At 40.0% G+C, this 25,181-nt stretch carries 25 protein-coding genes; 12 read left to right on the top strand and 13 right to left on the bottom strand.

Going from position 1 to position 25,181, the window contains the following annotated elements; genetic code table 11:
• Positions 1-48: 48 nt before the first annotated feature.
• From Q8M41_RS08615 to Q8M41_RS08600, 4 genes are all read right to left on the bottom strand, one after another.
• Positions 49-726 (bottom strand): M15 family metallopeptidase, encoded by a 678-nt coding sequence (locus tag Q8M41_RS08615; protein WP_305364848.1) that lies wholly within the window; start codon positions 724-726, stop codon positions 49-51.
• Positions 726-1,937, bottom strand: a complete 1,212-nt coding sequence (locus Q8M41_RS08610) for an alanine dehydrogenase (RefSeq protein ID WP_305364901.1) — start codon at positions 1,935-1,937, stop codon at positions 726-728. The genes Q8M41_RS08615 and Q8M41_RS08610 overlap by 1 nt, the downstream gene beginning before the upstream one ends.
• A gap of 75 nt (positions 1,938-2,012) precedes the next feature.
• A complete protein-coding gene (gene tsaE / locus Q8M41_RS08605; protein WP_305364847.1) occupies positions 2,013-2,429 on the bottom strand; it encodes a tRNA (adenosine(37)-N6)-threonylcarbamoyltransferase complex ATPase subunit type 1 TsaE in 417 nt (138 codons plus the stop codon).
• Between the two features lie 38 nt (positions 2,430-2,467).
• Positions 2,468-4,021, bottom strand: a complete 1,554-nt coding sequence (locus Q8M41_RS08600) for a bifunctional response regulator/alkaline phosphatase family protein (RefSeq protein WP_305364846.1) — start codon at positions 4,019-4,021, stop codon at positions 2,468-2,470.
• Positions 4,022-4,117: 96 nt separating this feature from the next.
• Between Q8M41_RS08600 and Q8M41_RS08595 the strand changes: the two genes are divergently transcribed.
• The 7 genes from Q8M41_RS08595 (at position 4,118) to Q8M41_RS08565 (ending at position 10,676) form a co-directional block, all read left to right on the top strand.
• Complete coding sequence (locus Q8M41_RS08595; RefSeq protein ID WP_305364845.1) at positions 4,118-5,353, top strand: HD domain-containing protein; 1,236 nt, start codon at positions 4,118-4,120, stop codon at positions 5,351-5,353.
• A gap of 58 nt (positions 5,354-5,411) precedes the next feature.
• Positions 5,412-6,449 (top strand): UDP-3-O-(3-hydroxymyristoyl)glucosamine N-acyltransferase, encoded by a 1,038-nt coding sequence (gene lpxD / locus Q8M41_RS08590; RefSeq protein WP_305364844.1) that lies wholly within the window; start codon positions 5,412-5,414, stop codon positions 6,447-6,449.
• Positions 6,450-6,479: 30 nt separating this feature from the next.
• Complete coding sequence (locus tag Q8M41_RS08585) at positions 6,480-7,892, top strand: bifunctional UDP-3-O-[3-hydroxymyristoyl] N-acetylglucosamine deacetylase/3-hydroxyacyl-ACP dehydratase (protein ID WP_305364900.1); 1,413 nt, start codon at positions 6,480-6,482, stop codon at positions 7,890-7,892.
• Entirely contained in the window at positions 7,889-8,674 is a 786-nt protein-coding gene (gene lpxA, locus Q8M41_RS08580; protein ID WP_305364843.1) for an acyl-ACP--UDP-N-acetylglucosamine O-acyltransferase, read from the top strand. The genes Q8M41_RS08585 and lpxA overlap by 4 nt, the downstream gene beginning before the upstream one ends.
• 29 nt (positions 8,675-8,703) lie before the next feature.
• Positions 8,704-9,324 (top strand): ATP-binding cassette domain-containing protein, encoded by a 621-nt coding sequence (locus tag Q8M41_RS08575; RefSeq protein WP_370870461.1) that lies wholly within the window; start codon positions 8,704-8,706, stop codon positions 9,322-9,324.
• Between the two features lie 131 nt (positions 9,325-9,455).
• Complete coding sequence (gene efp, locus Q8M41_RS08570) at positions 9,456-10,016, top strand: elongation factor P (RefSeq protein ID WP_305364842.1); 561 nt, start codon at positions 9,456-9,458, stop codon at positions 10,014-10,016.
• An 87-nt stretch (positions 10,017-10,103) separates the two neighbouring features.
• On the top strand, positions 10,104-10,676 hold the full coding sequence (locus Q8M41_RS08565; RefSeq protein WP_305364841.1) for a 5-formyltetrahydrofolate cyclo-ligase: 573 nt from the start codon (positions 10,104-10,106) through the stop codon (positions 10,674-10,676).
• Positions 10,677-10,922: 246 nt separating this feature from the next.
• Here the strand turns inward: Q8M41_RS08565 and Q8M41_RS08560 are convergent, their stop codons facing one another.
• The 3 genes from Q8M41_RS08560 to Q8M41_RS08550 are packed head-to-tail and all read right to left on the bottom strand — an operon-like array spanning position 10,923 to position 12,746.
• A complete protein-coding gene (locus Q8M41_RS08560; RefSeq protein WP_305364840.1) occupies positions 10,923-11,690 on the bottom strand; it encodes an exodeoxyribonuclease III in 768 nt (255 codons plus the stop codon).
• A gap of 5 nt (positions 11,691-11,695) precedes the next feature.
• On the bottom strand, positions 11,696-12,397 hold the full coding sequence (locus Q8M41_RS08555; protein ID WP_305364839.1) for a peptidylprolyl isomerase: 702 nt from the start codon (positions 12,395-12,397) through the stop codon (positions 11,696-11,698).
• A gap of 10 nt (positions 12,398-12,407) precedes the next feature.
• Positions 12,408-12,746 carry a hypothetical protein gene (locus tag Q8M41_RS08550; protein ID WP_305364838.1) on the bottom strand — a complete coding sequence of 113 codons (339 nt, stop codon included), beginning with the start codon at positions 12,744-12,746 and terminating at the stop codon, positions 12,408-12,410.
• Between the two features lie 453 nt (positions 12,747-13,199).
• Between Q8M41_RS08550 and Q8M41_RS08545 the strand changes: the two genes are divergently transcribed.
• On the top strand, positions 13,200-14,228 hold the full coding sequence (locus tag Q8M41_RS08545; protein WP_305364837.1) for a Gfo/Idh/MocA family oxidoreductase: 1,029 nt from the start codon (positions 13,200-13,202) through the stop codon (positions 14,226-14,228).
• A gap of 18 nt (positions 14,229-14,246) precedes the next feature.
• Here the strand turns inward: Q8M41_RS08545 and Q8M41_RS08540 are convergent, their stop codons facing one another.
• Positions 14,247-14,942 carry a hypothetical protein gene (locus Q8M41_RS08540; protein ID WP_305364836.1) on the bottom strand — a complete coding sequence of 232 codons (696 nt, stop codon included), beginning with the start codon at positions 14,940-14,942 and terminating at the stop codon, positions 14,247-14,249.
• A gap of 280 nt (positions 14,943-15,222) precedes the next feature.
• Here Q8M41_RS08540 and Q8M41_RS08535 point away from each other — a divergent pair, with 280 nt between their 5' ends.
• The 3 genes from Q8M41_RS08535 to Q8M41_RS08525 all read left to right on the top strand — a co-directional run bounded on the left by Q8M41_RS08535 (position 15,223) and on the right by Q8M41_RS08525 (position 19,978).
• Positions 15,223-15,567, top strand: coding sequence for a hypothetical protein (locus Q8M41_RS08535; RefSeq protein WP_305364835.1), 345 nt, complete (start codon positions 15,223-15,225; stop codon positions 15,565-15,567).
• An 83-nt stretch (positions 15,568-15,650) separates the two neighbouring features.
• Positions 15,651-17,960 (top strand): TonB-dependent receptor domain-containing protein, encoded by a 2,310-nt coding sequence (locus Q8M41_RS08530; RefSeq protein WP_305364834.1) that lies wholly within the window; start codon positions 15,651-15,653, stop codon positions 17,958-17,960.
• Positions 17,961-18,046: 86 nt separating this feature from the next.
• On the top strand, positions 18,047-19,978 hold the full coding sequence (locus Q8M41_RS08525) for a CocE/NonD family hydrolase (protein ID WP_305364833.1): 1,932 nt from the start codon (positions 18,047-18,049) through the stop codon (positions 19,976-19,978).
• An 88-nt stretch (positions 19,979-20,066) separates the two neighbouring features.
• Here the strand turns inward: Q8M41_RS08525 and Q8M41_RS08520 are convergent, their stop codons facing one another.
• Genes Q8M41_RS08520 through Q8M41_RS08510 form a run of 3 tightly spaced genes read right to left on the bottom strand, consistent with a single transcriptional unit; the run spans position 20,067 to position 21,938 of the window.
• Positions 20,067-20,618 (bottom strand): YceI family protein, encoded by a 552-nt coding sequence (locus Q8M41_RS08520; RefSeq protein WP_305364832.1) that lies wholly within the window; start codon positions 20,616-20,618, stop codon positions 20,067-20,069.
• Positions 20,615-21,490, bottom strand: a complete 876-nt coding sequence (locus tag Q8M41_RS08515; RefSeq protein ID WP_305364831.1) for a DUF5777 family beta-barrel protein — start codon at positions 21,488-21,490, stop codon at positions 20,615-20,617. The genes Q8M41_RS08520 and Q8M41_RS08515 overlap by 4 nt, the downstream gene beginning before the upstream one ends.
• Positions 21,491-21,494: 4 nt before the next feature.
• Entirely contained in the window at positions 21,495-21,938 is a 444-nt protein-coding gene (locus tag Q8M41_RS08510) for a ubiquinol-cytochrome c reductase iron-sulfur subunit (RefSeq protein ID WP_305364830.1), read from the bottom strand.
• A gap of 144 nt (positions 21,939-22,082) precedes the next feature.
• Here Q8M41_RS08510 and Q8M41_RS08505 point away from each other — a divergent pair, with 144 nt between their 5' ends.
• Complete coding sequence (locus Q8M41_RS08505; protein ID WP_305364829.1) at positions 22,083-23,063, top strand: alpha/beta fold hydrolase; 981 nt, start codon at positions 22,083-22,085, stop codon at positions 23,061-23,063.
• A 264-nt stretch (positions 23,064-23,327) separates the two neighbouring features.
• On the opposite strand, the gene hisS is transcribed toward Q8M41_RS08505, so the two are convergent.
• The gene (hisS, locus tag Q8M41_RS08500; RefSeq protein ID WP_305364828.1) at positions 23,328-24,707 is read right to left on the bottom strand and encodes a histidine--tRNA ligase; all 1,380 of its coding nucleotides are present in this window, start codon (positions 24,705-24,707) and stop codon (positions 23,328-23,330) included.
• Between the two features lie 28 nt (positions 24,708-24,735).
• A complete protein-coding gene (locus Q8M41_RS08495) occupies positions 24,736-25,179 on the bottom strand; it encodes a low molecular weight protein-tyrosine-phosphatase (RefSeq protein WP_305364827.1) in 444 nt (147 codons plus the stop codon).
• Positions 25,180-25,181 lie beyond the last annotated feature (2 nt).

Below are 25,181 nucleotides of genomic sequence, written 5' to 3'. Positions count from 1 at the left end.
CAGGAAACTAACAGTCCATTTTCTTGATTCAACTATTATCCTGAGGATTTACAGGTCTTCAAACGGAATATCCATCAATTCATAGTTCTTCCAGCCGATAAAATCAAAATGCCACCATTCATTATTCAGCACTCTGAATCCATGCTTTTCCATTGTGTTGCGAAGTAATTCACGGTTCTCAATGACATTGGCAGGGAGGTCCATAAAATCTGATGCTGCTTCGGCAGCGAAGCTGTCGTAGGGGGTAGGCATCTTCAGTTCTTTTCCGGTTTTCAGATCGATTAGGGTGAGATCAATTGCACAACCCCTGTTATGCCGTGATCCATCCTTGGGATTCGCAACAAAACTCTTATCAGAGGCAATTGCAAAGAATTTAACCGTTACACTGTAGGGGCGGTATCCGTCAAATATTTTTAGTCCGAAGCCGGATTTTTTGAGCTCATTTTGAACATTTTTAAGGGCTTCGACGACCGGAAGCCTCGCAAATGCTCTTGCCTGTTTGTAAACTGCCTGTTTAGCAAAATTATTTTTTCCGGCATAACGGATGTCCAGTTTAATATCCGGGATACTTTTTTTGATTTCAATCAGCTGCTTGTTTTTATCCTCTCGTACAGATTTTTTGTAGTCTGCATGCTCATTGATGACCTGTAAACCATAGGGATTGTTAATCTGCGAATAAGCTTCGGAAAATCCGAAAAGGAGAATTAATAATAGCAGTTTTTTCATCAGCGGTTTGAAACAATCAGCAAATCCAGATCTTTCATCGGGATATTAAAGCGGTCGGACAGGTCTTTATTGGTAAGTTTTCCCTGATAAAGGTAGATTGCATTCCGGATGCCGGGTCTTTCCCAAATCAGATTCATTATTCCCCCCATTTCTCCTATGTCGAGTATGATTGGAGTGAAAATATTTGTCAAAGCATAGGTTGCTGTACGTGATACCCTTGATGCTATGTTTGGAACGCAGTAATGGATTACATCGTACTTTCTGAAAGTAGGAACAGTATGATTGGTTACACTTGAGGTTTCAAAACATCCCCCCTGATCAATACTGACATCAATGATCACAGAGTTTGGCTTCATTTTGCTTACGGTTTCCTCCGAAACAATGCAGGGACTTCTTCCGTGATTGGCGCGAATGGCTCCGATAGCAACATCACAACTACAAATGGCTTTTTGTAATACTACAGGCTGAATGACTGAAGTAAAGACACGACTTCCAATATTATTTTGCAGCCGGCGTAACCTGTAAATGGAGCTGTCAAAAACCTTGACCTCGGCACCCAGAGCGATAGCAGTCCGGGCAGCATATTCACCAACGGTACCGGCACCTAAAATAACGATCTCCGTTGGGGGTACACCTGTTATTCCGCCAAGCATTAAGCCCTTACCTTCAAAAACGTTGCTCAGGTATTCGGCAGCAATAAGGACTGAAGTTGCTCCCACAATTTCACTCATTGCCCTGACCACGCTGAGTACATTTCCTTCATCACGGAGGTACTCAAAGGAGAGTGCGGTAATATTCTTTTTCATCAGAGACTTCAGAAAATCGGCTTTCATGGTCGACATCTGAAGGGCGGAGAAAAGAACCTGCCCCATCTTCATCATTTCTACTTCATCCTCTGTGGGAGGTGCTATTTTGATGATCAGATCAGCTTTGTAAATTTCCTTTTTATCATAAACGATCTGAGCTCCCTGTTCACTGTAATGATTATCAGTAAAGTTGGCAGCCAGACCGGCTCCGGCTTCAATTACTACCTCATGTCCATGCTGGACTAATAAACCAACAGATAAAGGCGTTAATGCGATCCTGTTTTCCTGAAAAGAGGTCTCTTTGGGTATGCCGATATAGAGGTTGTTCTTTTTGTTTCTAAGCTCCAACATCGCCTCCTGCGGTTGCATCATGGCTTGTTTTGCAATGTCAGATAATTCACTCATCATGCGGGTTCTAATAAGGGAAATGAAGGTACGAAATTTTTAAAACAGGAAGGGCTTAATTCAGAATAATTCAGTTTAAACCTTGTTTACATAGATATTGCGCAATCCGCTTTCGCCTTCAGATATCATTATTTTGATGTAGTTTTGAGGCCAAAGGTCGGAGATGTTTTGCGGCCATTCGATAAAACAATGTTCTCCTGATGCAAGATATTCTTCAAATCCTATGTCGAATGCTTCATTCTGGGATTTAATGCGAAAAAAATCAAAATGATAAATTTTTCCCCCGGGGTAGACATATTCATTCACTATTGAATAGGTAGGGCTGCTTGCTGTTTCTTTCATGCCAAGGACAAAGCATAATGCTTTGATCAGAGTTGTTTTTCCTGCACCCATGTCGCCCTCAAACAGAAAGACTTTTTCTTTTTCTGCAAACTTTAGCAGTTCAGATGCTGCCTCATGTAATTCCCCTTCGTTATTGACCCGGATGTTCATTAGATCGAATTATAAAGCGATAAAATTGTTATACTAGACTATTTAGGACTGTAGGTAACGTATGGGACAATCATTTCTTCCATGGAAATGCCCCCATGCTGGAATGTTTCGTTAAAATAATTAACAAAATGGTTGTAATTGTTGGGGTAAACAAAAAAACTATCTTCTTTTGCAAAAATAAAGCTCGAACTCATGTGAAGTTTTGGAAGCATTGCCTCATGTGGATTTTTGACATGAAACACATCTTTTGAATTGAAATCGAGATTTTTACCTTGTTTATATCTCAAATTTGAATTGGTATTACGGTCGCCAATCACTTTACTCGGATGCTTTACCCGGATCGTGCCGTGATCAGTAGTAATAATCAGTTTTATTTTTTTCTGGGAAAGCTTTTTTAAAGCATCCAGCAGAGGTGAGTGCTCGAACCAGGATAGGGTTAAAGAGCGGTATGCTGCTTCGTCGTTTGCAAGTTCCCGTATCATCGCCATATCGGTTCTTGCATGAGAAAGCATATCAACGAAATTATAGACGATAACATTCAGATCATTACCCATTAAATTGTTCAGGTTTTCACTAATGTTTTTTCCTTGTTCAAAGGTTAGAATCTTATTATAGGAAAATTTGCAGTCCTTACGCATGACTCGTTGAATCTGCTCAGCAAGAAATTTTTCTTCGAAAAGATTTTTACCCCCCTCATCCTCATCATTCTGCCACATTTTGGGAAAATGCCGCTCCATTTCCAAGGGCATAAATCCTGAAAAAATCGCGTTCCTGGCATATTGAGTTGCAGTGGGTAAGATGCTGTAATAACTATCTTCTTCTTCGATGCGGTAATAATCCATCAAAAGAGAATTGATCATTTTCCACTGATCATATCTCAAATTATCAATGAGGATGAAGAAAGTCGGTTTTTTAGGCTCTAACGATGGAAAAACCTTTTTAACAAAAAGTTGATTTGAGGTAATTGGCCCATCCTCCGGATTTTTAAGCCATTTCAGATAGTTTTTTTCAATAAATTTTGAGAATTGAACATTGGCCTCTGATTTCTGCACAGTCAGGATCTCATGCATACCATCATCTTCTAGTTTCTCAAGAGATAATTCCCAGTACACCAATTTTTTATAAACATCTACCCACTCTGAAAAGCTTAGATTTTCATTCAGTGTCATTCCCAGGGTTCTGAAATCCTGTCGATAGGCCATAGATGTTTTCTCACTGACCAGACGTTTATTATCAATAAGTTTTTTTATTGTGAGTAAGATCTGTTTTGGATTTACCGGCTTGATCAGATAATCATCTATTTTAAATCCAATTGCATCCTCCATCATATACTCTTCCTCATTTTTAGTGATGAGTACGATTGGAATATCAGGATCTATTGTTTTAATTCTGGCCAGAGTCTCCAATCCGGTAAGACCCGGCATATTTTCGTCAAGGAATACCAGATCGAAGTTTTCTTTTTTGAAACAATCCAGAGCATCATTACCATTGGTCACAGTTTTAATCCTGTAGCCTTTTTCATTCAGAAATAATATATGTGGTTTTAGCAGGTCGATTTCATCGTCGGCCCACAATATGGTTGTTTCCTGCATTTCAATGTAAAATTAATAATTAATAGGTCATCGAACTTATTTATACATTCAATTGTCATTAAAAATAACAATTTTTGTGCCGTAAGGCTCCCGATCTTGAATAAGAAGAAAATAATTAATGATCCAGTTTACGGATTCATCACGATTCCATCAGAACTGGTGTATGATTTGATTCAGCACCCCTATGTTCAGCGCTTACGCTATATCAAACAACTGGGTATGACTCACCTGGTTTACCCTGGTGCTTTACACACTCGTTTTCATCATGCACTTGGTGCAATGCATCTGATGAGTCTGGCAATTGAAACGATTAAAAGTAAAGGACAGGCAATTTCTTATGAAGAGGAGGAGGCGGTGATGATCGCCATTTTACTTCACGATATCGGCCATGGACCCTTTTCTCATGCCCTGGAGCACACCATTGTTGATGGGGTATCACATGAGCATATCACGGCACTTTTGATGAATAATCTGAATCGGGAGTTTGATGGTAAGCTTACCATGGCTCTTGAAATATTCAACAACCGCTATCCAAAGACTTTTTTACATCAGCTGGTCTCAGGGCAACTGGATATTGATCGCCTGGATTACCTGAACCGGGATAGTTTTTTTACCGGAGTTTCGGAAGGGGTAATCAGCTTTGACAGGATCATAAAAATGCTGGATGTTATTGATGATCAGTTAGTTGTTGAAGAAAAGGGAATTTATTCTATAGAGAAATTTTTAATTGCCCGCAGACTAATGTACTGGCAGGTATACCTTCATAAGACGGTCATTGCTGCTGAGCAAATGCTTGTAAAGATTTTGGAAAGGGCAAAAGAACTATCACTTGAGGGAAGGAATTTATTTGCCAGTCCCTGTTTTTCCTATTTTTTGAAGAATTCAGTAAGCCGGGAAGAATTCAGAAACGACCCCCGAAATCTAGAAAGATTTACCAAACTAGATGATAATGATATATTTACATCGATAAAGGTTTGGGCTGATGATGAGGATCTTATCCTTTCAACACTTTGTAATCACCTGATCAGCAGAAACCTTTATAAAGTGGAGATCAGTAATGAGCCACCACCAGTGGAATGGATAAATGAACTGGCCGATAGAGTTACTGATGAATTCGAGGTTTCTGACGATGACACCTCGTATTTCGTATTTACTGATACAATAAAGAATAACGCCTACCATGTTGGAGACGGGAGTATTAACATTTTGATGAAAAATGGATCTATACAGGATATTACCAAAGCATCAGATAATTCTAATCTGGAAGCATTGGCAAAAACTGTACAGAAGTATATACTCTGTTATGTTAAGGAAATAAGGGATGTCAATTAATAAACATGCGAATAAGTTCAAAATTTGTTCGTTAACATATAAGCTATAAATTTGCCCGATGCAACTAACTGCACATCAGATTGGAATTTTACTTGAAGGTACTGTAGAAGGTAATCCTGAGGTGACAGTAAATCAGCTTGCAAAAATAGAAGATGCAAAGCTGGGTTCTTTGTCTTTTCTTGCAAATTCTAAGTACGAGCAATTTGTTTATGGCTCAGGAGCGTCGATCATTATTGTAAATGATGAATTTGTACCTTCCCAGCCCATTAAGGCAACTTTAATCAGAGTAAAAAATGCTTACAGTGCATTTTCGGTTTTGCTTGAAAAATACGATGAACTCTTAAAATCGAATAAAACCGGTATAGAAGAACCCAGTTTTATTCATCCAAGTGCTGAGATAGGTAAAGATGTTTACATTGCTGCACTTGCATATATTGGCCCGAATGTTAAGATTGGGGACGGTAGTAAGATTTATCCGAATGCCTATCTGGCAGATAATGTAGTTGTTGGTAAGAATGTAACTTTGTATTCTGGTGTTAAGGTGTACTTTAATTGTATCATTGGTGATAATTCAATTATTCATTCCGGTGCGATTATCGGAAGTGACGGTTTTGGCTTTGCGAACGGCGGTGAAGGTGTTTATCGAAAGGTAAGCCAGATCGGAAACGTTATCATTGAGGAAAACGTAGAAATAGGATCAAATACAACCATAGACCGGGCAACAATGGGATCAACCATTATCCGCAAGGGTGTAAAGCTGGATAACCTGATTCAGATTGCTCATAATGTGGAAATTGGTGCAAATACGGTAATTGCGGCACAAACGGGAGTATCAGGAAGTACCAAAATTGGTGAAAACTGCGTTATTGGCGGACAGGTAGGAATGGTTGGACACATAAGTATAGCCAATGGCAGTAATATCGGGGCAAAATCAGCGGTTAATAATTCTATAAAAGAAGAGAATATGAGCTGGAACGGATTCCCAATGATGACTTATCGGAATTCATTGAAATCGCAGGTCATAATAAAGCGCTTACCCGAGCTGGAAAAGCGAATTGAAGAACTTGAAAACATAATAAAAGACCGTTTAAAGTGATCAGTATTCGGACTGATGAATATCAATACGATGAATGTAAAACAAAGAACAATTAAATCAGAAGTTTCTGTGACAGGTGTCGGCTTACATACCGGCAAGGTGGCAAGGATGACATTTAAGCCTGCTCCCGAAAACCATGGTTATAAATTTAAAAGAATTGACCTTCCGGGAACACCGGTCATTGATGCTGATGTTGATAATGTGACCGATACCTCAAGGGGAACTACCTTAACACAGAATGGAGCAAGTGTAAATACTGTTGAGCACGTTTTGGCCAGTCTGGTGGGTACAGAAGTTGATAACATTTTGATGGAGCTCGACGGACCAGAGATTCCAATTATGGATGGAAGCTCCATACAATTCGTTGATGCACTTGAGAATGTAGGATTTGTTAATCAGGAAGCCGACCGGGAGTATTACAGTATTCCTCATAATATTCATTATTCTGAACCTGATCGAAAGGTAGAGATGGTTGCTATGCCCCTGGATGATTATCGCTTCACCTGCATGATCGATTATAACTCACCGGTTTTGGGCAGTCAGCATGCAGCAATAACAACACTTTCAGAATTTAAAAAGGAAATTGCATCTTGTCGTACATTTTGTTTCCTCCATGAACTTGAAATGTTATTGAAACATGATCTGATTAAGGGTGGTGATTTGAATAATGCGATTGTGGTCGTAGATAAACAGGTAAGTAAGGAAGAGTTAAAGAATCTTGCCAAACTTTTTAACCGCGATGATATTGATGTTGCCAGAGAAGGTATTCTGAATAATATTGAATTGCGTTATCAGAATGAGCCGGCACGTCATAAGCTTTTGGATATGATTGGTGATCTGGCATTAGTTGGTGTTCCACTGAAGGGCCATATCATGGCTGCAAGACCGGGACATGCCGCAAATATTGCTTTTGCCAAGAAGATTAAATCCCAGATTAAAAAAGAAAGGTCAAAAAAGAATGTACAGGTTTATGACCCAAGTGTTCCACCATTGTATGATGTGGTTCAGATCATGAACATTTTGCCTCACAGACAGCCCTTTTTGTTTATTGACAAGATTCTCGAACTTTCAAAAACACACGTTGTTGGAGTGAAAAATGTTACCATGAATGAAGAATTCTTCAAAGGGCATTTTCCGGGTGCACCGGTGCTTCCGGGAGTAATTCAGATCGAAGCGATGGCGCAAACGGGAGGAATTCTGGTACTTAGTACTGTTCCTGATCCACGAAATTACCTGACCTATTTCTTAAAGATTGATCGGGTTAGATTCCGCGCTCAAGTTTTACCGGGAGATACTATTGTATTCCGCTGCGATTTAATGGAACCAATCAGAAGAGGTATTTGCCAGATGAAAGGTGTTGGAATGGTAGGTGAAAAGATTGTGGTTGAGGCAGAAATGATGGCACAAATAATCAGAGTTAAAGAAAGCGAAGCAAGCGTATGATCCAGCCTTTAGCATATATTCACCCACAGGCCAAGATTGCCGAAACCGTTGTTATAGAACCTTTTGTTACCATCTACAAGGATGTAGTTATTGGTGAAGGTACCTGGATTGGATCAAATGTTACCATTATGGATGGTGCCCGTATCGGGAAAAACTGCCGTATATTTCCGGGAGCTGTTGTTTCGGCACCTCCCCAGGATATGAAATATAAAGGGGAAGCTTCTACAGTTACTATCGGAGATAATACGATTATCAGGGAATGTGTAACCCTGAACAGGGGTACAGCGCTCGACAAGAATACAACAACTATTGGGTCAAACTGTCTTTTGATGGCTTATGTTCACATTGCTCACGATTGTGTTATCGGAAACAATGTTATCATTGCAAACTCAGTACAACTGGCCGGACATATTGAAGTGCAGGACTATGCTTTTATTGGCGGAGCCTCTGCTGTTCACCAGTTTGTTTCAATTGGTGCGCATTCGATTATATCAGGTGGTTCTCTAGTGCGTAAAGATGTGCCTCCCTATACCAAGGCTGGCCGTGAGCCACTGGCTTATGTTGGAATAAACTCAGTCGGTTTACGCCGCAGAGGCTTTACTTCCGAGCAGATTAATGAGATCCAGGATATTTACAGGACCATATTCCTGAAAAAATACAATATTTCCAGAGCCCTGGATATTATAGAAACCGAGCGTGAAGCTACTGAGATCCGGGATGAGATCATTGATTTTATCCGAAACTCTAACCGCGGTGTTATGAAGGGTTTTGGTAATTCCTAAACCCTGAGATCCCTGAGGGATTTGTAATTATGATGAAGATAAACCTTGAACACATTGGCCGCCGGTTTAATCGCGAATGGATTTTCAGGGATGTAAATTATGTTTTTGAAAGTGGCAGCTCCTATGCCATTCTGGGTGCCAACGGTGCTGGAAAATCTACAATGTTACAGGTTATTTCGGGTAGTCTGAGCAGCTCAGAGGGAACAATTTCTTATACAATGGGAGGTGTTTTGCTCAACCCGGAAAATGTTTTTGAGCATTTATCTATGGCTGCACCCTATCTTGAACTCATCGAAGAGCTTACGCTAAGGGAGCTTATTGATTTTCATTTTCGCTTTAAGAAATATCGATCCGGGCTTGACCGTGATCTATTGATTGAACTGATGGGTCTGAAACGCTCTGAGCATAAAGCGATAAAGTATTTTTCTTCGGGGATGAAACAGCGGGTAAAACTTGCGCTGGCTTTTTGTTCTGATACGGATATGATTCTTCTGGATGAACCAGCCTCAAATCTCGATCAGCAGGGCCTAGAATGGTACCTATCGCTTGTTGAAAAATATTCTGCAGACCGGATTCTCATCATTTGCTCTAATCAAATACAGGAGTATAGTTTTTGTAAAAAGCAACTGAATGTAGCAGATTATAAATGAAACGCTGCTTTTTCTTAATCCCTTACCGAAAGCATTGGATGATCCCTTGCCCTGTCTCTTAACCCCAGAGGCAATTATTGGAAAATTAATAAAATGCCCCTATCTTTGCGGCTCGAAATCAGTAAAATCTTATGGCAAAAGCTTCAGAAATTAAATCAGGAAATATATTACGTTATAATGGCGAATTGGTAACTGTGGATGAAATCATTCACCGTACACCAGGTAAAGGGGGGGCTTTTTACATCGGAAAGCTACGGAATATAAAAACGGGTAAAATTGTTGAGGCCAGGATGGGAACAGATGAGCAGGTTGAAATTTGCCGGGTTGAAACCAGTGATTACCAGTATCTCTATGAAGAAGGGGATTATTTTGTGGTGATGGACAATACAACTTTTGAGCAATTTAGTATTGAAAAAACCTTATTTGGAAACGCAGCTAAATTTCTGAAAGAAGGAATGAATGTGATTGTTTCTTTTGAAAGCGAAGAGCCAATAATGGCACAGGCACCTACCAGTGTAGAGCTTGAAATTACTTACACTGAGCCGGCAGTAAAAGGGGATACCTCTACTAATGCTTTAAAAAGTGCTACAGTTGAAACAGGAATTGAGATTCGGGTGCCTCTTTTTGTTAACCAGGGAGATAGGGTAAGGGTAGATACACGTACAGGAGAATACATCGAAAGAGTAAAATAGTTTTTAGTTTTTTTGAAAGGTCTTTTCTTCATGGAAAGACCTTTTTTTTGAACGAAATTTCGAAGGAATTGTTTTTACATTCGTGTTGTGGATAAAGCTACACTTCGGAAATTATTTCTGGAAAAGCGTCAGAACCTTACGCGTTCAGAGTACTGGATGCTGACTGATGCCTTAATGGATCAGGTTAAGCTCCTTAACTGGTCTGAGTATCGTATGGTTCATGTTTTCATGCCTATTCGAAAAATGAACGAGCTTGATACCTTCTCTATTCTAAACTACTTCAAGGAAAATTTTCCGGAATTAAAGATTGTCATACCCAGGACCGATTTTAAAAATCTGAAAATTGAAAACGTGCTTTATGACCATGAATACACCATTTTAGGCAGAAATAAATTTGATATCCCGGAACCTATCCATGGAAAGATTATTCCAGCCGATCAGATCGATCTGGTATTTGTTCCTCTTTTGGCATTCGATAAGCTGGGTAACCGCGCAGGATATGGAAAGGGTTTTTATGACCGTTTTCTCATGACCTGCAGACCTGATGTAAAGAAGATCGGATTATCGTACTTCGACCCTGTTGAAGAGATTTATGATCTGAATGAGTTTGACATTAAAATGGATGCCTGTATTTGCCCGGATAGGATTTGGGAGTTTTGATTCGACAAATACCGGATTTTGATGTTATTACATCTAATGATAGGGTTTATTATGCTTCTTTGCGGGTATTGAGGGTTCTTTCTTTGGAAATGCGCTGATGTGGAGCTTTTTAAAGCAAGCCCCGCTTTTTGCTTATACTCCACAGGCCTTGATCACAGGCCGGTATCCGCTTCAATCGGGTTTATGTACATCAGACAGAATTCTTAAACTTTGATCCATTCCGCATTATATCACTCTTGTTAAAAATTATATATCCAACTCCAAAAGAACCGGACAGTGATCAGAATGTCTGGCTTCAGGAAGAATGGCTGCCCGTTTCAGTTTATCCCTTAATTTTTCTGAAACCAGATTATAATCGATTCGCCAGCCCAGATTTTTAGCCCTGGCATTTGCTCTGAAACTCCACCAGGTATAATTATGTGGTTCATTGTTGAAATGCCTGAAAGAGTCAATATAGCCTGAATTGATAAAATCTTCCATCCATTCACGTTCTGCCGGCAGAAAGCCAGAAGAGTTTGCATTGGATTTTGGATTGTGGATATCGATTGGTCTATGGCAAATATTATAATCACCCGAAATCACGAGGTTTGGGATTTCAAGTTTAATTTTATCGGAATAGTCCCTGAAATCTTCCAGAAAACGGTATTTGAAATCCTGACGCTCTTCGCCGCTAGAGCCGGAAGGAAAATAGGTGCTCATCACAGAAATTTCTTCAAAATCCGCTCTTAGAATGCGTCCTTCACGGTCATAATCATCCATTCCGGAGCTGTATTCTACATGTTTTGGACTAATTTTAGTGAAAATGGCTGTACCGCTATACCCCTTTTTTTCCGCCGGATTCCAGTAATGTTCATAGCCCATTTGCTCGAGCAGGAGTAAGTCTGTAAGCTGATCGGGGGTGGCTTTTATTTCCTGCAAACAAACCACATCCGGATTTGCGGCTTTTAACCACTCCAGCCAGTTCTTGCTTAAAGCCGAACGGATTCCATTGACATTGTAAGTAATAATCTTCATAGAAATTAAAGTGTGTTGTGTTTTAAATTCAGTTTCTTTTCGATTTTTCTTGCTTCTCCTTTTTTGAGTACACTTATCATCATCGAAACATCATCAAGGGGGCGGTCAGATGGTCCTGTTTTAAACTCTGCGATTGCATCGACCATTTCGATACCGCTGACTACTTCGCCATAAACGGTGTAGTTCTGATCCAGATGTGGTGTTCCGCCAAGCTCTTTGTACACCCTGCGCTGCGATTCGGGAATGATACGGCCATTCATTCTTTTAATTTGTACATCATCAAGTGTGGCATCGGTCCATTTCTTACCCTGAACGATATAAAACTGACTGGCACTGGATTCTTTTTGCGGATTATTATCCCTCGCTGCTGCCAGGACTCCTTTTTTATGGAAAAGACTGTCTCTAAACTCGGCTTCCACCCGGTATTTCAAGTCACCCTCACCCAATGCCTGACCCGGTTTTGCTGTTTTTGAATCCGGGTCACCGCCCTGAATCATAAATTCTTTGATCACCCGGTGGAAAAGGGTACCGTTATAAAAACCCTCTTTGCTCAGTTTCATAAAATTATCCCTGTGTTTAGGAGTTTGGTTGTATAGCATGATGATGCATTCACCTTTACTGGTTTTGATCTTTACAAAATCATGTTTGGGTTTAGCGAAAACTGAGCTGGCGCAAAATATCAGTAAGAAAACAGATAGTTTTTTCATTTCTCAAGGATTAGATACTATCAAAATAGGTGATGATCAAAGATCGCATAATCATTTCCTGTTCCAGAAGGGTATAGGCAGGGATAGGCTTAATTAGTTTCCAGTGTGGCCAACCATCCTGATCGAGGCCTTCGAGTTCATAAAAACCCAACTCACTGAATAAACGGCAGTTTGCAATATGCATTAATTCTTCTTTCTGTCGTTTGCTGAATTTTGCCGGACCTTTGCCGAGTTCCTGAACACCGATCAGAAATAGCATGACCTTCATATCGGGAAGGTCTGTATCAAAATCTTTAGCTATCTGCGCTTGTAGTACTTTCCATTTGGCGTTTATTTCTGCTGGGGTCATGTACAAAAGTCCGTAAAAAAATGGAATATCTGACTTGAGAAGTTATCCTAGGGGTGGAATATTGATTTCTTTATCCTAATTTTCCGTAATGAAAGCTATCCATAAAATGTAAATATGGGAATTCTAGATGAAATGGAATTTGTCATTGCGATCAGCCCTTTGCTGAGAAGCAATCTTACTAATAATGAGATTGCTTCGTCGTACCTCCTCGCAAAGACATTCTACTTCAGTGATTGCTAAATTTCCCTGTGGTCGCTGTTATCACCGACCACGTAATATTATGGAATTTGTCATTGCGATCAGCCCTTTGCTGAGAAGCAATCTTACTAATAATGAGATTGCTTCGTCGTACCTCCTCGCAAAGACATTCTACTTCAGTTATTGCTAAATTTCCCATTGGTCGGCGTTATTACCGACTACGTGTTATTTTCACCTCAAATACTATATTTGTTCATGCAAAAACCAATCGTTACTGCTTTGCTGGCTTATGGAATGTCGGGAAAGCTATTTCACGGACCATTCGTTCATGTTCACCCGGGCTTTCATTTTAAAGGGGTGCTGGAGCACAACACCAAAAAGGTAAATGCCGATTATCCGGATGTTAAAAGTTATAATACCCTTGATGAGGTATTGAATGATCCTGAAATTGAACTGGTTATTGTTAATACCCCAAGTAATACGCACGTAGATTATTCCAGAAGGGCATTGATGGCTGGAAAAGATATTCTGGTTGAAAAGCCTTTTGCACCGACAATGGCTGAGGCAAAGGAAATCTTTGATCTGGGAAGAAAACTGAACCGCAAGGTGATGGTTTACCAGAACAGAAGGTTTTCGAGCGATTTTGAAGTTACCCGGGATACGATAAACAGTGGAAAACTCGGACAGATCATTGAGATGCATTTGCGTTATGACCGCTACAGGGCAGAAATCGGTCCGAAAGTCTTTAAAGAAACCCCAATTCCGGCTGCAGGCATTGTATATGATCTGGCTGCACATTTGCTTGATCAGGCAATATGTATTCTTGGAGAACCACTTTCTTATCGAAAAATAACTGGTGTTTATCGTAAGAACTCGCTTGTGGATGATTATGGACATATTCAATTAAGCTATCCAAATCAACTGAATGTATTTATAACCACAAGCCTCCTAGTTGCCGATCCCCAGCCGGGTATTATCATTCATGGTACAAAAGGCTCATTTGTAAAGGCATTCTGCGATAAGCAGGAAGATCAGCTGATCGCAGGAATGAAGCCCGGTGATCCCGGATTCGGAAATGAGGATGCAGGTAAAGAAGGCCGTCTGACATTGATGAGCGAACAGGGTGAAAAAACCGTTGAATTGGTTCCATCTGCTGTTGGAAAATATATGGATCTCTTCGAATCAGTGGTTCAGACTATTAGAAATAATGCAGAGTTTCCGGTTAAAGAATCTGAGGTGATGATCCAGATCGGTATACTGGAAAGTGAACCGGATAAAGTTTAAGAGGATCGCTGAGGAGCATTATAGTCCGCTTACTTGGTGATATACAGCTTTGATGAAGTAAATAACAAATATAATCCCTAACCACCAACTTCCTTTCTTCGTTTGACTGTCGATATTTTGATTTTGCTGATTTATGAAGAAGGAATAACTATAAGCTATAAAAACAATAGCTGCACAAACAGCAATAATTATTTTGTCCCTGGAGATGTATACCCCAACAAATGAACACAATACCAAAATGATTCCCAGGTCCTCAAATTGAATTCCTGTCTTTTTTGAAATCTGCATTATCCTTGATAACACATTTTCCAACCTTTCAAAGTCTTCTATTAGGGATGGAACCTCTATTGTATTTCCCCGTGAATTGCCCTTTATGCTGTAGCTCCCATTTCGATTTTTAATAATTCTGCTGATATCTGAGGTTTTAATAATGATATCCGGTGTGTCATACTGTTCTCGTTTAATCGATTCACTATCAATGGTTAAAATATAGCTGTCATATAGTATTATTTGCTGATTTACAGCTTTATTGTACCCCGAAATTGTCACAAACAGCAAAATTGTAATTATGATAAGTAGTACATAAATGTTAGGATTTTTAAAGTAGCCGTAGGAAAAACCACCCAGAAAAAACAATGATAGAACTAATACTTTTATAAGTATAGCCTTTCTAACTTCTTTAATACTGTCCTTTCTAATTTCGAATTGGTACATAGGTATCTTTCTTTTTTAATTGGAATTAAGCCTAAATGAGATTGTTCCAGACTATGAGTAGTAAAATTGAGTATGGTTAGTATTAATTATCATATCTGAATTTACTATTTAAATCGAAAAGCTGAATATTATTTTGGATGCAAAATTGAATTTACTTGAATGCAAGAAAAATTGCAGAAAATACCATTTTATGAGATGTAATAATAAAAATGTTACACCCTCCCTTTGCCCGAATTTTGAAATATTTTCTTTTTTTCTTAAATTTGAACCGAAGACTGTAATGAAAGCATTTAGAAAGACATTTGGATTAAGCTTCTCGGTAATTTTATTACTGAGTTTTTCCACTGTGCTTCTTCCATTGGATTTCTTCCACAACCACGCTCCAATTTCGGTTTCCAAAGGATCTGAACAGCTTAATTCCAGCAGTACCCAAAAGGTAAATATTCAAAGCAAAGCCGATTATTGCTGGGTTTGTGCCGTTCATATTGATAAAACCTTCACTAAGACTTCTTTCTATGAAAAGATCAGATTATCTCCAATGATGTCTGTTTTTCTGAATAATGAAGCTACCTCCTATTTTGTTGAACAACTCCTCTCTACCCTAAGAGGTCCCCCTACGGAATAATTTTTTCATTCCTTTTCTAATTGTGATGCAGCGTTTATCCGTCTGCTGGTCTATTCCGTTTATTTAATTCTAATTCCATAGAAATGAAATCTATTATTTTATATATTTTATTGTTATTCACTTTTTCAAATTCTTACGCAAATTTAGCCTCAATCGAAGGACGGGTAATAGATGGGCAATCTAAAGAAACCCTTCCGGGAGCACTCGTTACAATTCCGGACCTTAAGATCTCTGTGGTGACAGATGCATCGGGTCAGTTCAAATTCAACAATATCCCCGAAAAGGGGCGTTTTCTTGTTGAAGTTCGCTACATCGGCTATAGTACATTGATTCAAACCATAGATTTTTCACTTAAGGCTAATCTTGAATTCGCCCTATTCTCCAGCGTGATTGAGGCGAAAGAGGTGGTCATTACCGGAACCGCTTTTAGTACCGACAACCGGAAAAACAGTACGGCGGTATCTTCAGTTACTAAGGATCAGTTGATTAACCGACCATCAGGTAACCTGATTGATGCGATCGCCAAGGTTCCCGGAGTTTCACAGGTTACTACAGGCGGGGGTATTTCGAAGCCGGTAATCCGGGGATTGAGTTACAACCGGGTAGTTACCCTGGTTGATGGAGCCAAGCAGGAAGGTCAGCAATGGGGAGATGAGCATGGTATGGAAGTAGATCAGTACAGTGCAGAGCGTGTTGAAGTATTGCGTGGTGCAGCCAGTTTGTTATACGGCTCGGATGCACTGGGTGGGGTAATTAATGTATTAGAGCCATTGCCCTCTCCTGAAGGACAGGTAAGGGCTGAAGTTTTGACCAGCTATCAAAGTAATAACGGCCTCAGCGGAAGCTCTGCGATGCTACAGGGGAATAGCAATGGATTTATCTGGCGTGCCAGGGCTTCCTTAAAAAGCGCTTATAGCTATGATGCTCCAGGTGGAAGAATAGCCAATACAGGATTTAATGAAACAAATTTCAGCGGTCAGCTCGGATTTAACAAGAAATGGGGTTATGCACATTTAAACCTATCCAGTTTCCAAAACAATATCGGATTGCCTGACTTTTCGAGGAATGCGGATGGCATGTTCGAAGATAAGAATGGTTCAGTTTTAACAGATAAGCAGTTAAAGGATCGCACTTTGTTTCTTCCTTTTCAGGACATAAGACATTATAAGGTTGCGATGAACAGTCATGTTTTGCTGGGTAGCGGGAGATTGCGAACCATTCTGGCTTATCAGAATAACCAGAGAAGAGAACTTGAAGAAGATCGGATAAACCCATCCCTCTTTTTTGACCTAAAGACCTACAGCTCTGATTTTAAATACTATTTCAATGAAGCTAATGGCTGGGAGCCGGTGATCGGATTGTCTGCTTCAGCACAGAATAATGAGAACAGAGCAGAGGAATTACTGATTCCTGATTATAAATCCGGAGAATTAGGTCTTTTTGCTTATGCCAAAAAATCCTGGGAGAGCAGCACCTTTAATTTGGGTGCCCGATTTGATTACCGTAAAATCACTGGTGATCAGATGGAGGAAGATGGTAATCCAAAGTTCAATAATTTCACAAACAGTTTTTCCAATGTTAGTGGAGCTTTAGGTTTCACAAAAGAGTTCAATGAGTATTTTAATTTTAAAGCCAATCTTGGATCAGCATTTCGCTCACCTAATATAGCTGAGCTGAGTTCTGATGGAGTTCATGAGGGAACCTTCAGGTATGAGGTTGGAAATAATGACCTTAATCCTGAGAATAGTTATTATGGTGATTTTGCTTTCGAATTTAATAATAATGTGATTAGTGCCAGCTTGGGAGCTTTCAACAATCATATTGATAATTATATCTACAACAGGCAGATTGGAAATGAAACTATAGTGGTTGATAATGAAACACTTCCGGTTTATCGCTTTGTACAAGATAATGCAAATTTATCGGGGATTGAAGCCAGTCTGACACTTCATCCGGCCGAAGTCATTCATTTTGAAAACAGCTTCTCTTATACCCGTGGAGTAAATAGGGCAACGGACAAGGCTCTTCCATTTATTCCTGCAGCGGTCTTGAGGAATGAGATCAGACTAGAACCTGAGTTTAAAGGAGGTTTGAAGAGTACTTACTTTTCAATAGCATTTGATAATGTTTTCAAACAAAGCAGAGTGGATAATTTTGAAACACCAACAGGGGCGTACTCATTGGTTAATCTTGCAATGGGAACAACCTTAATGCTTAATAAACAACCATTGAGAATTAATGTTTCCGCAAACAATTTGTTTAATAAAGCCTATTACGATCATTTGAGCAGATTTAAACCTGGTCGTTTAGATGAGGCTGACTTGAATGCCGGGTATTATAATCAGGGACGTAATTTATCTGTCGGACTTTACCTTCCTTTTGTTTTTAAATAGATAAAAAGTTCATTTTCAGAGTTTTTAGGGTTGGAATCCTGAACTTATTTATCCATATTTATCTAAGGTTATTAAAGATAAAAAACATGAACAAGTTAAAGTTTTTACTTCTGACAGTTTTTCTCTCGGGGGCTATCAGCACTCAGGGACAGACTAGCAAGACATTGGGCACCGGAAATCAATTTAATAATTATTCAGGTGCTTCCATCAACCAAAATTACATGTATACAAGTAATGCGCTTATTTCCGAAATGGTTAGCAGTGCCGATCCTGCAATAAGGAATGATATTCCTGAATTGCTACGCAAACCTGTGAATAACGAAATTAAAATAGAGCGTTACAGGACCATTACGATGCGTGATGGAGTAAAATTATATGCTGACGTATACCTGCCGGCAGCACCCGGGAAATACCCAACCATTGTTATTCGTACCTGTTATGGTGTACAGCGTGACGGTGGCCATCAGGATAAGATCAGGTTTGCTCAGGAGGGTTATGCTGTTGTTTTCGCAGACATTAGGGGCCGCTACGAGAGTGAGGGCAACTGGGATCCTTTTCGTGATGAATCTAAAGACGGCTATGATGTGATCGAGTGGGCAGCAGCTCAGCCCTTTTCAAATGGTAAGGTTGCTACGCAGGGTGGAAGTTACCTTGGTCATAACCAATGGGCAGCAATGAGTGCAAGTCCTCCGCATCTGGTAGCAGCATTTCCCGGGGTAGCCTCAACCAATATCTATGCTAACTGGTTAACCATGGGCGGAGCTTTCCGTTTAAGTTTTAATTATGGCTGGGGCGTTGTTCGTATGCCTAACCGGATTATGCTACCTCAATACTGGCATACTGAAGCTTACACTCCCGAAGAATTGAAATATGAAAATATTTTATGGCATCTGCCATTAAAGGATGGTGACTTGAAAAGTGCTGGTTATGCGGTTAAGCATTACCGTGACTGGATTAACCATGAGAGTTATGATGATTACTGGAAGTCGATCAGTGATGAGGAGAATTTTTCTAAAATGAATGTTCCGGCTCATACCTATGGAGGTTGGTTTGATATCTTCTTAATGGGCACTATTAATGGTTATATCGGGATGAGGAATAAGGCAGCAACTCCTGCAGCACGTGCCGCTGCCCGAATGATCATTGGTCCATGGGGACATGGTCCCTCACAATCATTTGGAACTGTAGACTTTGGGGCTACAGCCAACATGAAGATGTTCAACAGGGAATTGCAATTTTACGATTACCATTTGAAAGGAATCAAAAATGGTTTGGATCTTGAAGATCCTGTGCAATTGTTCTACATGGGTATCAATAAATGGCGCAGTGAAAAGGATTATCCGATTCCGGGAACTCAGTACAAAAACCTGTATCTGAGTAGTAGCGGAAATGCAAATTCTGTCCGGGGTGATGGAATATTAAGTTTTGAGGCTCCTAAAAAGGCAGCAAGTGATAAATTTACGTATGATCCAAAGACACCAATCATGACCTTGGGTGGAAATAATTGTTGTGGAACACCAACCCAGGCCGGCCCATATGATCAGCGCCCGCTGGAGCGCAGGGAAGATGTGTTGGTCTACACTTCAGAATTTCTGAAAAGCCCGGTAACAATTGCTGGTCCGATGAAAATGAAGTTATTCGCCGCAACCGATGGACCGGATACAGACTGGATGATTAAACTGGTAGATGTTTATCCTGATGGTAGGGCAATGCCTATCTCAGAAGGTATTTTGAGAGCCAGATTCCGTGAAGGATTAGATAAGATCAAGTTACTTACACCTAATCAGGTGTATGAATACGAAATTGAAATGACAGGTACTGCGAATGTATTTTTACCAGGTCATCGTATTCGGGTAGACATTACTTCAAGTAATTTCCCTCAGTTTGACCGCAACCCAAACACAGGTGATCCGTTTGGCAGCAGCGACCGTATTCGGGTAGCTCAACAAACCATTCATCATGGAGGTGCGCGTTTAAGCAGTATTGTGCTTCCGACTGTTCGCCCGCTTGATAACTAGGTTTTGTTCAAATATTCAAAAAAAGCCAGTCATTCGACTGGCTTTTTTGATTGTAATTGGTTAGTAAAGGTTCTTTAATACAGGATCGCTATTTTGTATATGGTGAATAACTGATATTCGCTTTTACTTCAATCTTCTCTGCTATTTTTTTAAATACCAGTTTCGGAATCTCAATTTTATGGTCAATCAGCATCACCTCAAACAGTGTTTCAAGTAGCAATGACTTTTCACCTACAGTTAATTTTCCACTCAGTTTCCTGTCCTGATCAACACCGTGAATATTCAATATCCCGCTTGCACTTACTGAGTAGACTCCCGCTTTGCTCAAATCCAATTCTTCATTGATCTTACCTTTGAAAGTAGCATATGGATATTTTTCACTTTCCATATAGTTTTCATTAAAATGTTGCTGCATCAGCTTGTTTTTAAATTGAAATTGTGATACAGGAATGCGAACAACAAGCTCCCGGTTTGATAGATTGATGATTGAATTAGCACGTGTATTTTTCGCTTCAATATCCTCAAGCGGAGCTTTAGAGAAAAAGCTAAACTCAGTTTTATTACTGCTATAAAGTTTATTTTGTGCTGAAGCAAAATTAAAAATCAGAATAAAGGCCGTTAATATCAAATAGTGCTTCATGGTTTCGCTCTACTTTTTTTCTCAAACGAAAATGTTCTTGAAATGTTAAAGCCAAAGTGGATATCCCCGCTTCCCCAACTCCCATCAGTTTCTGTAATGAACTGTCTTTCAGTCATTCCGAAAGAATTGGTAAAAAGTAATTGAAATACATGTCCTCCGGTTTCAAGATCAAAGCTAAAAGATAGATTATTCTTATAGTTATCATCAATCTGGTTTGGAAGCACATAATTATATTCTCCGTTCAGGGAAGTTCGTTTGGTCAATTTCATTCTTCCACCAATTCCTGTCGCGATGACCGTTTTATTGTCTGTGAAAATATCTGCTCTGTTTCTATGAATCAGTGTCGGACTCAGCTGCAATGAAAGAGCCTCGCTGAATTTTCTGGCAATCAGGAACTGGGCTGTATAACTGCTCCTGTCAGATCCAGAAAGTTGGGGTGTGGTTTTTTGGGTGCATATTGCATATCCTCCAAATAGTGTGACAGAAACGGGCGTACTTCCTGAACCTGAAGTTTGTCTGAGCAGTTTATACTTGGCGAAGTAATCAAATGTCTTCTGAAATGAGCTTCTTCCAAGTCCTATCATAAAGCGGTCATTGATTCCATATTCCAATCCAAGACGGTTTGTTGCGGCATCTAGTCCGAAGAATTCTTCAAAACCACGGTTTATGCGATCAAAACGATGGGAAATAATGAAATCCATATTGTTCTTGCCGACAGTTTCAACAGAGTGTCCGTTAATAATTCGGGTAGCCTTGAAGGTAGCTGTCCTGACAAAAACTTCATTGCTATCTGAAACAAGTTTCATAAGATCTTCCTGAGCGAAGGCAGAGAATGGAAGCAATAAATAGAACAAGAGGAAAGACTTTCTCATAAGATCAGGCTTCAAAAATCCTTAAAGAACTTCCGGTTAAAGTAGTGCTGTATTTTTTTAGAGCTGAAGTCGCCGGTCCTTGAACTCTTGCACCATTTGAATCAAATACAGACCCATGAGCAGCATCGGTTAATGAACATGGGAAATTATTACTTCCTGAGTTATATGTTACCGGGTTTCCCTGATGAGTGCAAACAGAGGAAAGAGCAATGTAGCTTGAGCCATTTTTAGCAATGATTACACTATTCATTATTGTCCAGCCTTTCGAGCTCATATCCGCATTTGAGCTTACATCAAGAGTAAAGTCTAACTTGCCACCGGGTGTTGGTGTTGGAGTAACCGGATCGGGTGAGCCCGTTTCGCTTTTACCACATGCGCCGAGGCATGAACTGATAACTATTGAACCTGCGCTCAGGCCAAGTGCTGCAAGAAAGTCTTTACGTTCCATAATAGTTTTGTGTTATAGGTTTCTAATTGTTTAAATTTCGATTAGTATTGATTTACAGCATATACGGCAGAAAAATCTAATTGGTTTATCCGATGAAAATTTTATCCCGATAAATTGAAAACCTTTATTTTTAAATTATTGATTATGAGAAAGTTATGTCTTTTTTTTCTTTTGCTAGCCTCATCCTACGCATTTGCCCAACAGATTCAAAACCTGTCAATTACGCTTGAAAATGTGGACTATCCATTTCCGGTGAAGTTTTTGCCGCTGAATATTGAAGGCCAGGATGTACGGATGGCATATATGGATATTAAGCCGGATAATCCAAACGGAAAAGCCTTAATGCTTTTTCATGGGAAAAATTTTGGAGGGTATTACTGGACAAATGTGATCAAAGCACTTAGTGCAAAGGGTTACCGGGTACTGGTTCCTGATCAGATAGGTTTTGGAAAATCATCCAAGCCATTCATAAATTATAGTTTCCACCGGCTTGCTGCCTTAAACAGGCAGCTTTTAGACAGTTTGGGAATTCAGAAGGCTGTTTTGATGGGGCATTCTATGGGTGGAATGCTTGCAAGTCGCTTTGCATTGCTTTATCCGGAAAGAACAGCACAACTGATCCTTGAAAACCCGATTGGATTGGAGGATTACCGCCGTTTTGTACCCAATGCAAGTCCGGAAGCTATGTATCAGGCTGAACTTAAGACCACTCCAGAAAGTGTGAAGCGATATTATCAAACATCCTACTTCGTAAAGTGGAAGCCTGAGTATGATGAGCTGGTTCGTATAGCTTCGGGAGTGAATGGAAGTTCTGAATTTCCCCGTTATGCAAAGGTATCGGCTTTAACTGCGCAGATGATTTATGAACAGCCGGTTGTATATGAATTTCCATTGCTCAAGGTGCCGGTATTGCTTTTGATTGGCATCCAGGATAAAACTATTGTGGGCAAAGCGAGACTTAAGCCCGAAGATCAAGCGAAATATGGGCTTTATAATCAGTTGGGCAAAGAAACTGCAGCAAAAATTCCGGGATCTGTGTTAATCGAGTTTAGTAATTCAGGGCATATTCCGCATTTGGAGATACCGGAAGAGTTTTTGAGGGCATTGGGTGAGAATATCAAATAGCTCAGATTTGCGAAATCGCCTGGGCAAGCGGAAAGTAGATTTCGTCAATCCCACACCAAAATAGCGGCAGTTCTGCAAGTCATATCGAATTTCAGATATTGCGGGTTTTAAACCCGTTTTATCTGGAGTACGGGATGCGCAGGCTAACATCCCGAACAGCGGAAAATAGATTTCGTATTCGCAGACTGTTACAGGTGACTGACGAATTTATCTTTCATGGCGCTCAGGTAAATTCGCAAGTCTGAATTTCCCGATTTGTAATTCTTAGGATAAAGAAGCAATGATTTGGTCAGTAGTAATTTTTTGCTGCTCTCCACTTTTCATGTTCTTAAGACTGAGTAGTCCCGTTTCCATTTCTTCACTTCCTATCAGGATAACAAAAGGAATTTTTTTATCGTCTGCATAGCTCATCTGTTTTTTCAGTTTGGCCGAGGATGGATAGATTTCAGCACTGATTCCAGCGTTTCTTAATTGCTGAAGCAGGGGAAGTGCATAGCTTTCGGCTGCAGAATCAAAATTACTGATGAGTACCTTTGTACTTTCCGAAGCACTTTCAGGAAAAAGCTTTAACTCCTCAAGTACATCATAAATGCGGTCGGCGCCAAATGAGATTCCTACCCCGGTCAGGTCACTGAGCCCGAACATTCCTGTAAGGTCGTCATAACGTCCTCCACCTCCGATACTGCCCATTGCCACTTCATTGGTTTTTACTTCGAAGATGGCTCCGGTGTAGTAGTTGAGTCCGCGGGCGAGGGTAATGTCAAGTTCAAGAGGTATGAGGTATGAGTTATGAGGTATGAGTTGATTGATGTAGCTAAATATGGTTTCAATTTCGGAAATTCCTTTCAGACCTGTTTCGGAGGTCGAAAGGACAGTACGCAGGTTGTTCAGTTTCTCTTCGTTTGATCCGCTTAAGGAAATGATAGGCCTAAGCACTTCGATATCTGATTCGGTAAAACCGCGTTCGATCAGTTCTTTGGTCACTCCCTCAAAGCCGATCTTATCAAGTTTATCGATCGCAACAGTCATGTCAATGATTAGCTCAGGTTTTCCAATAATCTCGGCTATGCCGGATATTATTTTACGGTTATTGATCTTGATAGTAAAATCTTTCAGGTCTAGTTTGCTCAATGCTTCATGGTAGATCAATACGAATTCTGCTTCATTGATCAGACTTTCAGAGCCAACTACATCTGCATCACATTGGTAAAATTCACGATATCTTCCTTTCTGAGGCCTGTCGGCACGCCATACGGGTTGGATTTGGAAGCGTTTAAACGGGAATGAGATCTCATTACGGTGCATCACAACATAGCGGGCAAATGGAACGGTAAGGTCGTAACGCAGGGCTTTTTCACTTATCTCTGAAGTTAGGATTTGTGAGTTACGTGCCTCAAGTTTATCTGTGGGTACATTGGATAAGAAATCGCCGGAATTCAGAACTTTAAAGATCAGTTTATCTCCTTCATCGCCATATTTTCCGGTAAGGGTAGAGAGATTTTCCATAGTTGGAGTCTGGATTTCCTGATAACCATATTTTTTAAATACCGCACTGATGGTATTGAAAATATGATTGCGTTTTACCATTTCACTTGCTGAAAAATCGCGGGTTCCTTTCGGGATGGATGGTTTGATGATTGCCATGGTGTAAAGGTACAAAAAGACCTTAAGCTTAAATAGTGGAAGCGAATTCCTCTATTAATTCTTTGCAGCGTTTTTCTATTATTTGATAGATCGGGTCAAACTGATCATCATCATGATAAGGGTCAGGGACAATGCTATCTTTGAGGAAGAGACTGATTTTGTTATGTTCTTCTTCATTTCTGGCCAGAGCTTTCACATCGTTCAGGTTATTATAATCCATTACCAGGATCTGGTCAAACCTTTCAAAATCGCTGGTATCAAATTTTCTACAGCTTTGTCCGCTGATATCCAGACCATATTTTTTTGCGATTGCAATGGAGCGGCTATCTGGCTGCTGCCCAACATGCCAACCCCCGGTTCCTGCTGAATCAATTTCCCAGTTTAAACCTTTTTGCCTAACCAGGTGTTCCAAAATGCCATGTGCTAATGGAGAACGGCAAATATTGCCAAGACATACCATTAAAATCTTCATAA

Source organism: Daejeonella sp. (assembly GCF_030684675.1).
Classification (GTDB): Bacteria; Bacteroidota; Bacteroidia; order Sphingobacteriales; family Sphingobacteriaceae; genus Daejeonella.
This window is presented reverse-complemented; position numbering and strand designations above follow the sequence as displayed.

What these genes read in the sequence shown, in the direction of transcription:
- Q8M41_RS08510 (WP_305364830.1), bottom strand. Translation starts at nt 21,938, where the DNA reads ATGGAACGTAAAGACTTTCTTGCAGCACTTGGCCTGAGCGCAGGTTCA.
- Q8M41_RS08530 (WP_305364834.1), top strand. Translation starts at nt 15,651, where the DNA reads ATGAAATCTATTATTTTATATATTTTATTGTTATTCACTTTTTCAAAT.
- Q8M41_RS08610 (WP_305364901.1), bottom strand. Translation starts at nt 1,937, where the DNA reads ATGAGTGAATTATCTGACATTGCAAAACAAGCCATGATGCAACCGCAG.
- Q8M41_RS08505 (WP_305364829.1), top strand. Translation starts at nt 22,083, where the DNA reads ATGAGAAAGTTATGTCTTTTTTTTCTTTTGCTAGCCTCATCCTACGCA.
- Q8M41_RS08495 (WP_305364827.1), bottom strand. Translation starts at nt 25,179, where the DNA reads ATGAAGATTTTAATGGTATGTCTTGGCAATATTTGCCGTTCTCCATTA.
- Q8M41_RS08550 (WP_305364838.1), bottom strand. Translation starts at nt 12,746, where the DNA reads ATGACCCCAGCAGAAATAAACGCCAAATGGAAAGTACTACAAGCGCAG.
- Q8M41_RS08560 (WP_305364840.1), bottom strand. Translation starts at nt 11,690, where the DNA reads ATGAAGATTATTACTTACAATGTCAATGGAATCCGTTCGGCTTTAAGC.
- Q8M41_RS08615 (WP_305364848.1), bottom strand. Translation starts at nt 726, where the DNA reads ATGAAAAAACTGCTATTATTAATTCTCCTTTTCGGATTTTCCGAAGCT.
- Q8M41_RS08585 (WP_305364900.1), top strand. Translation starts at nt 6,480, where the DNA reads ATGAATGTAAAACAAAGAACAATTAAATCAGAAGTTTCTGTGACAGGT.
- Q8M41_RS08555 (WP_305364839.1), bottom strand. Translation starts at nt 12,397, where the DNA reads ATGAAAAAACTATCTGTTTTCTTACTGATATTTTGCGCCAGCTCAGTT.
- Q8M41_RS08515 (WP_305364831.1), bottom strand. Translation starts at nt 21,490, where the DNA reads ATGAGAAAGTCTTTCCTCTTGTTCTATTTATTGCTTCCATTCTCTGCC.
- hisS (WP_305364828.1), bottom strand. Translation starts at nt 24,707, where the DNA reads ATGGCAATCATCAAACCATCCATCCCGAAAGGAACCCGCGATTTTTCA.
- lpxA (WP_305364843.1), top strand. Translation starts at nt 7,889, where the DNA reads ATGATCCAGCCTTTAGCATATATTCACCCACAGGCCAAGATTGCCGAA.
- efp (WP_305364842.1), top strand. Translation starts at nt 9,456, where the DNA reads ATGGCAAAAGCTTCAGAAATTAAATCAGGAAATATATTACGTTATAAT.
- Q8M41_RS08545 (WP_305364837.1), top strand. Translation starts at nt 13,200, where the DNA reads ATGCAAAAACCAATCGTTACTGCTTTGCTGGCTTATGGAATGTCGGGA.
- Q8M41_RS08540 (WP_305364836.1), bottom strand. Translation starts at nt 14,942, where the DNA reads ATGTACCAATTCGAAATTAGAAAGGACAGTATTAAAGAAGTTAGAAAG.
- lpxD (WP_305364844.1), top strand. Translation starts at nt 5,412, where the DNA reads ATGCAACTAACTGCACATCAGATTGGAATTTTACTTGAAGGTACTGTA.
- tsaE (WP_305364847.1), bottom strand. Translation starts at nt 2,429, where the DNA reads ATGAACATCCGGGTCAATAACGAAGGGGAATTACATGAGGCAGCATCT.
- Q8M41_RS08520 (WP_305364832.1), bottom strand. Translation starts at nt 20,618, where the DNA reads ATGAAGCACTATTTGATATTAACGGCCTTTATTCTGATTTTTAATTTT.
- Q8M41_RS08535 (WP_305364835.1), top strand. Translation starts at nt 15,223, where the DNA reads ATGAAAGCATTTAGAAAGACATTTGGATTAAGCTTCTCGGTAATTTTA.
- Q8M41_RS08600 (WP_305364846.1), bottom strand. Translation starts at nt 4,021, where the DNA reads ATGCAGGAAACAACCATATTGTGGGCCGACGATGAAATCGACCTGCTA.
- Q8M41_RS08525 (WP_305364833.1), top strand. Translation starts at nt 18,047, where the DNA reads ATGAACAAGTTAAAGTTTTTACTTCTGACAGTTTTTCTCTCGGGGGCT.
- Q8M41_RS08575 (WP_370870461.1), top strand. Translation starts at nt 8,704, where the DNA reads ATGATGAAGATAAACCTTGAACACATTGGCCGCCGGTTTAATCGCGAA.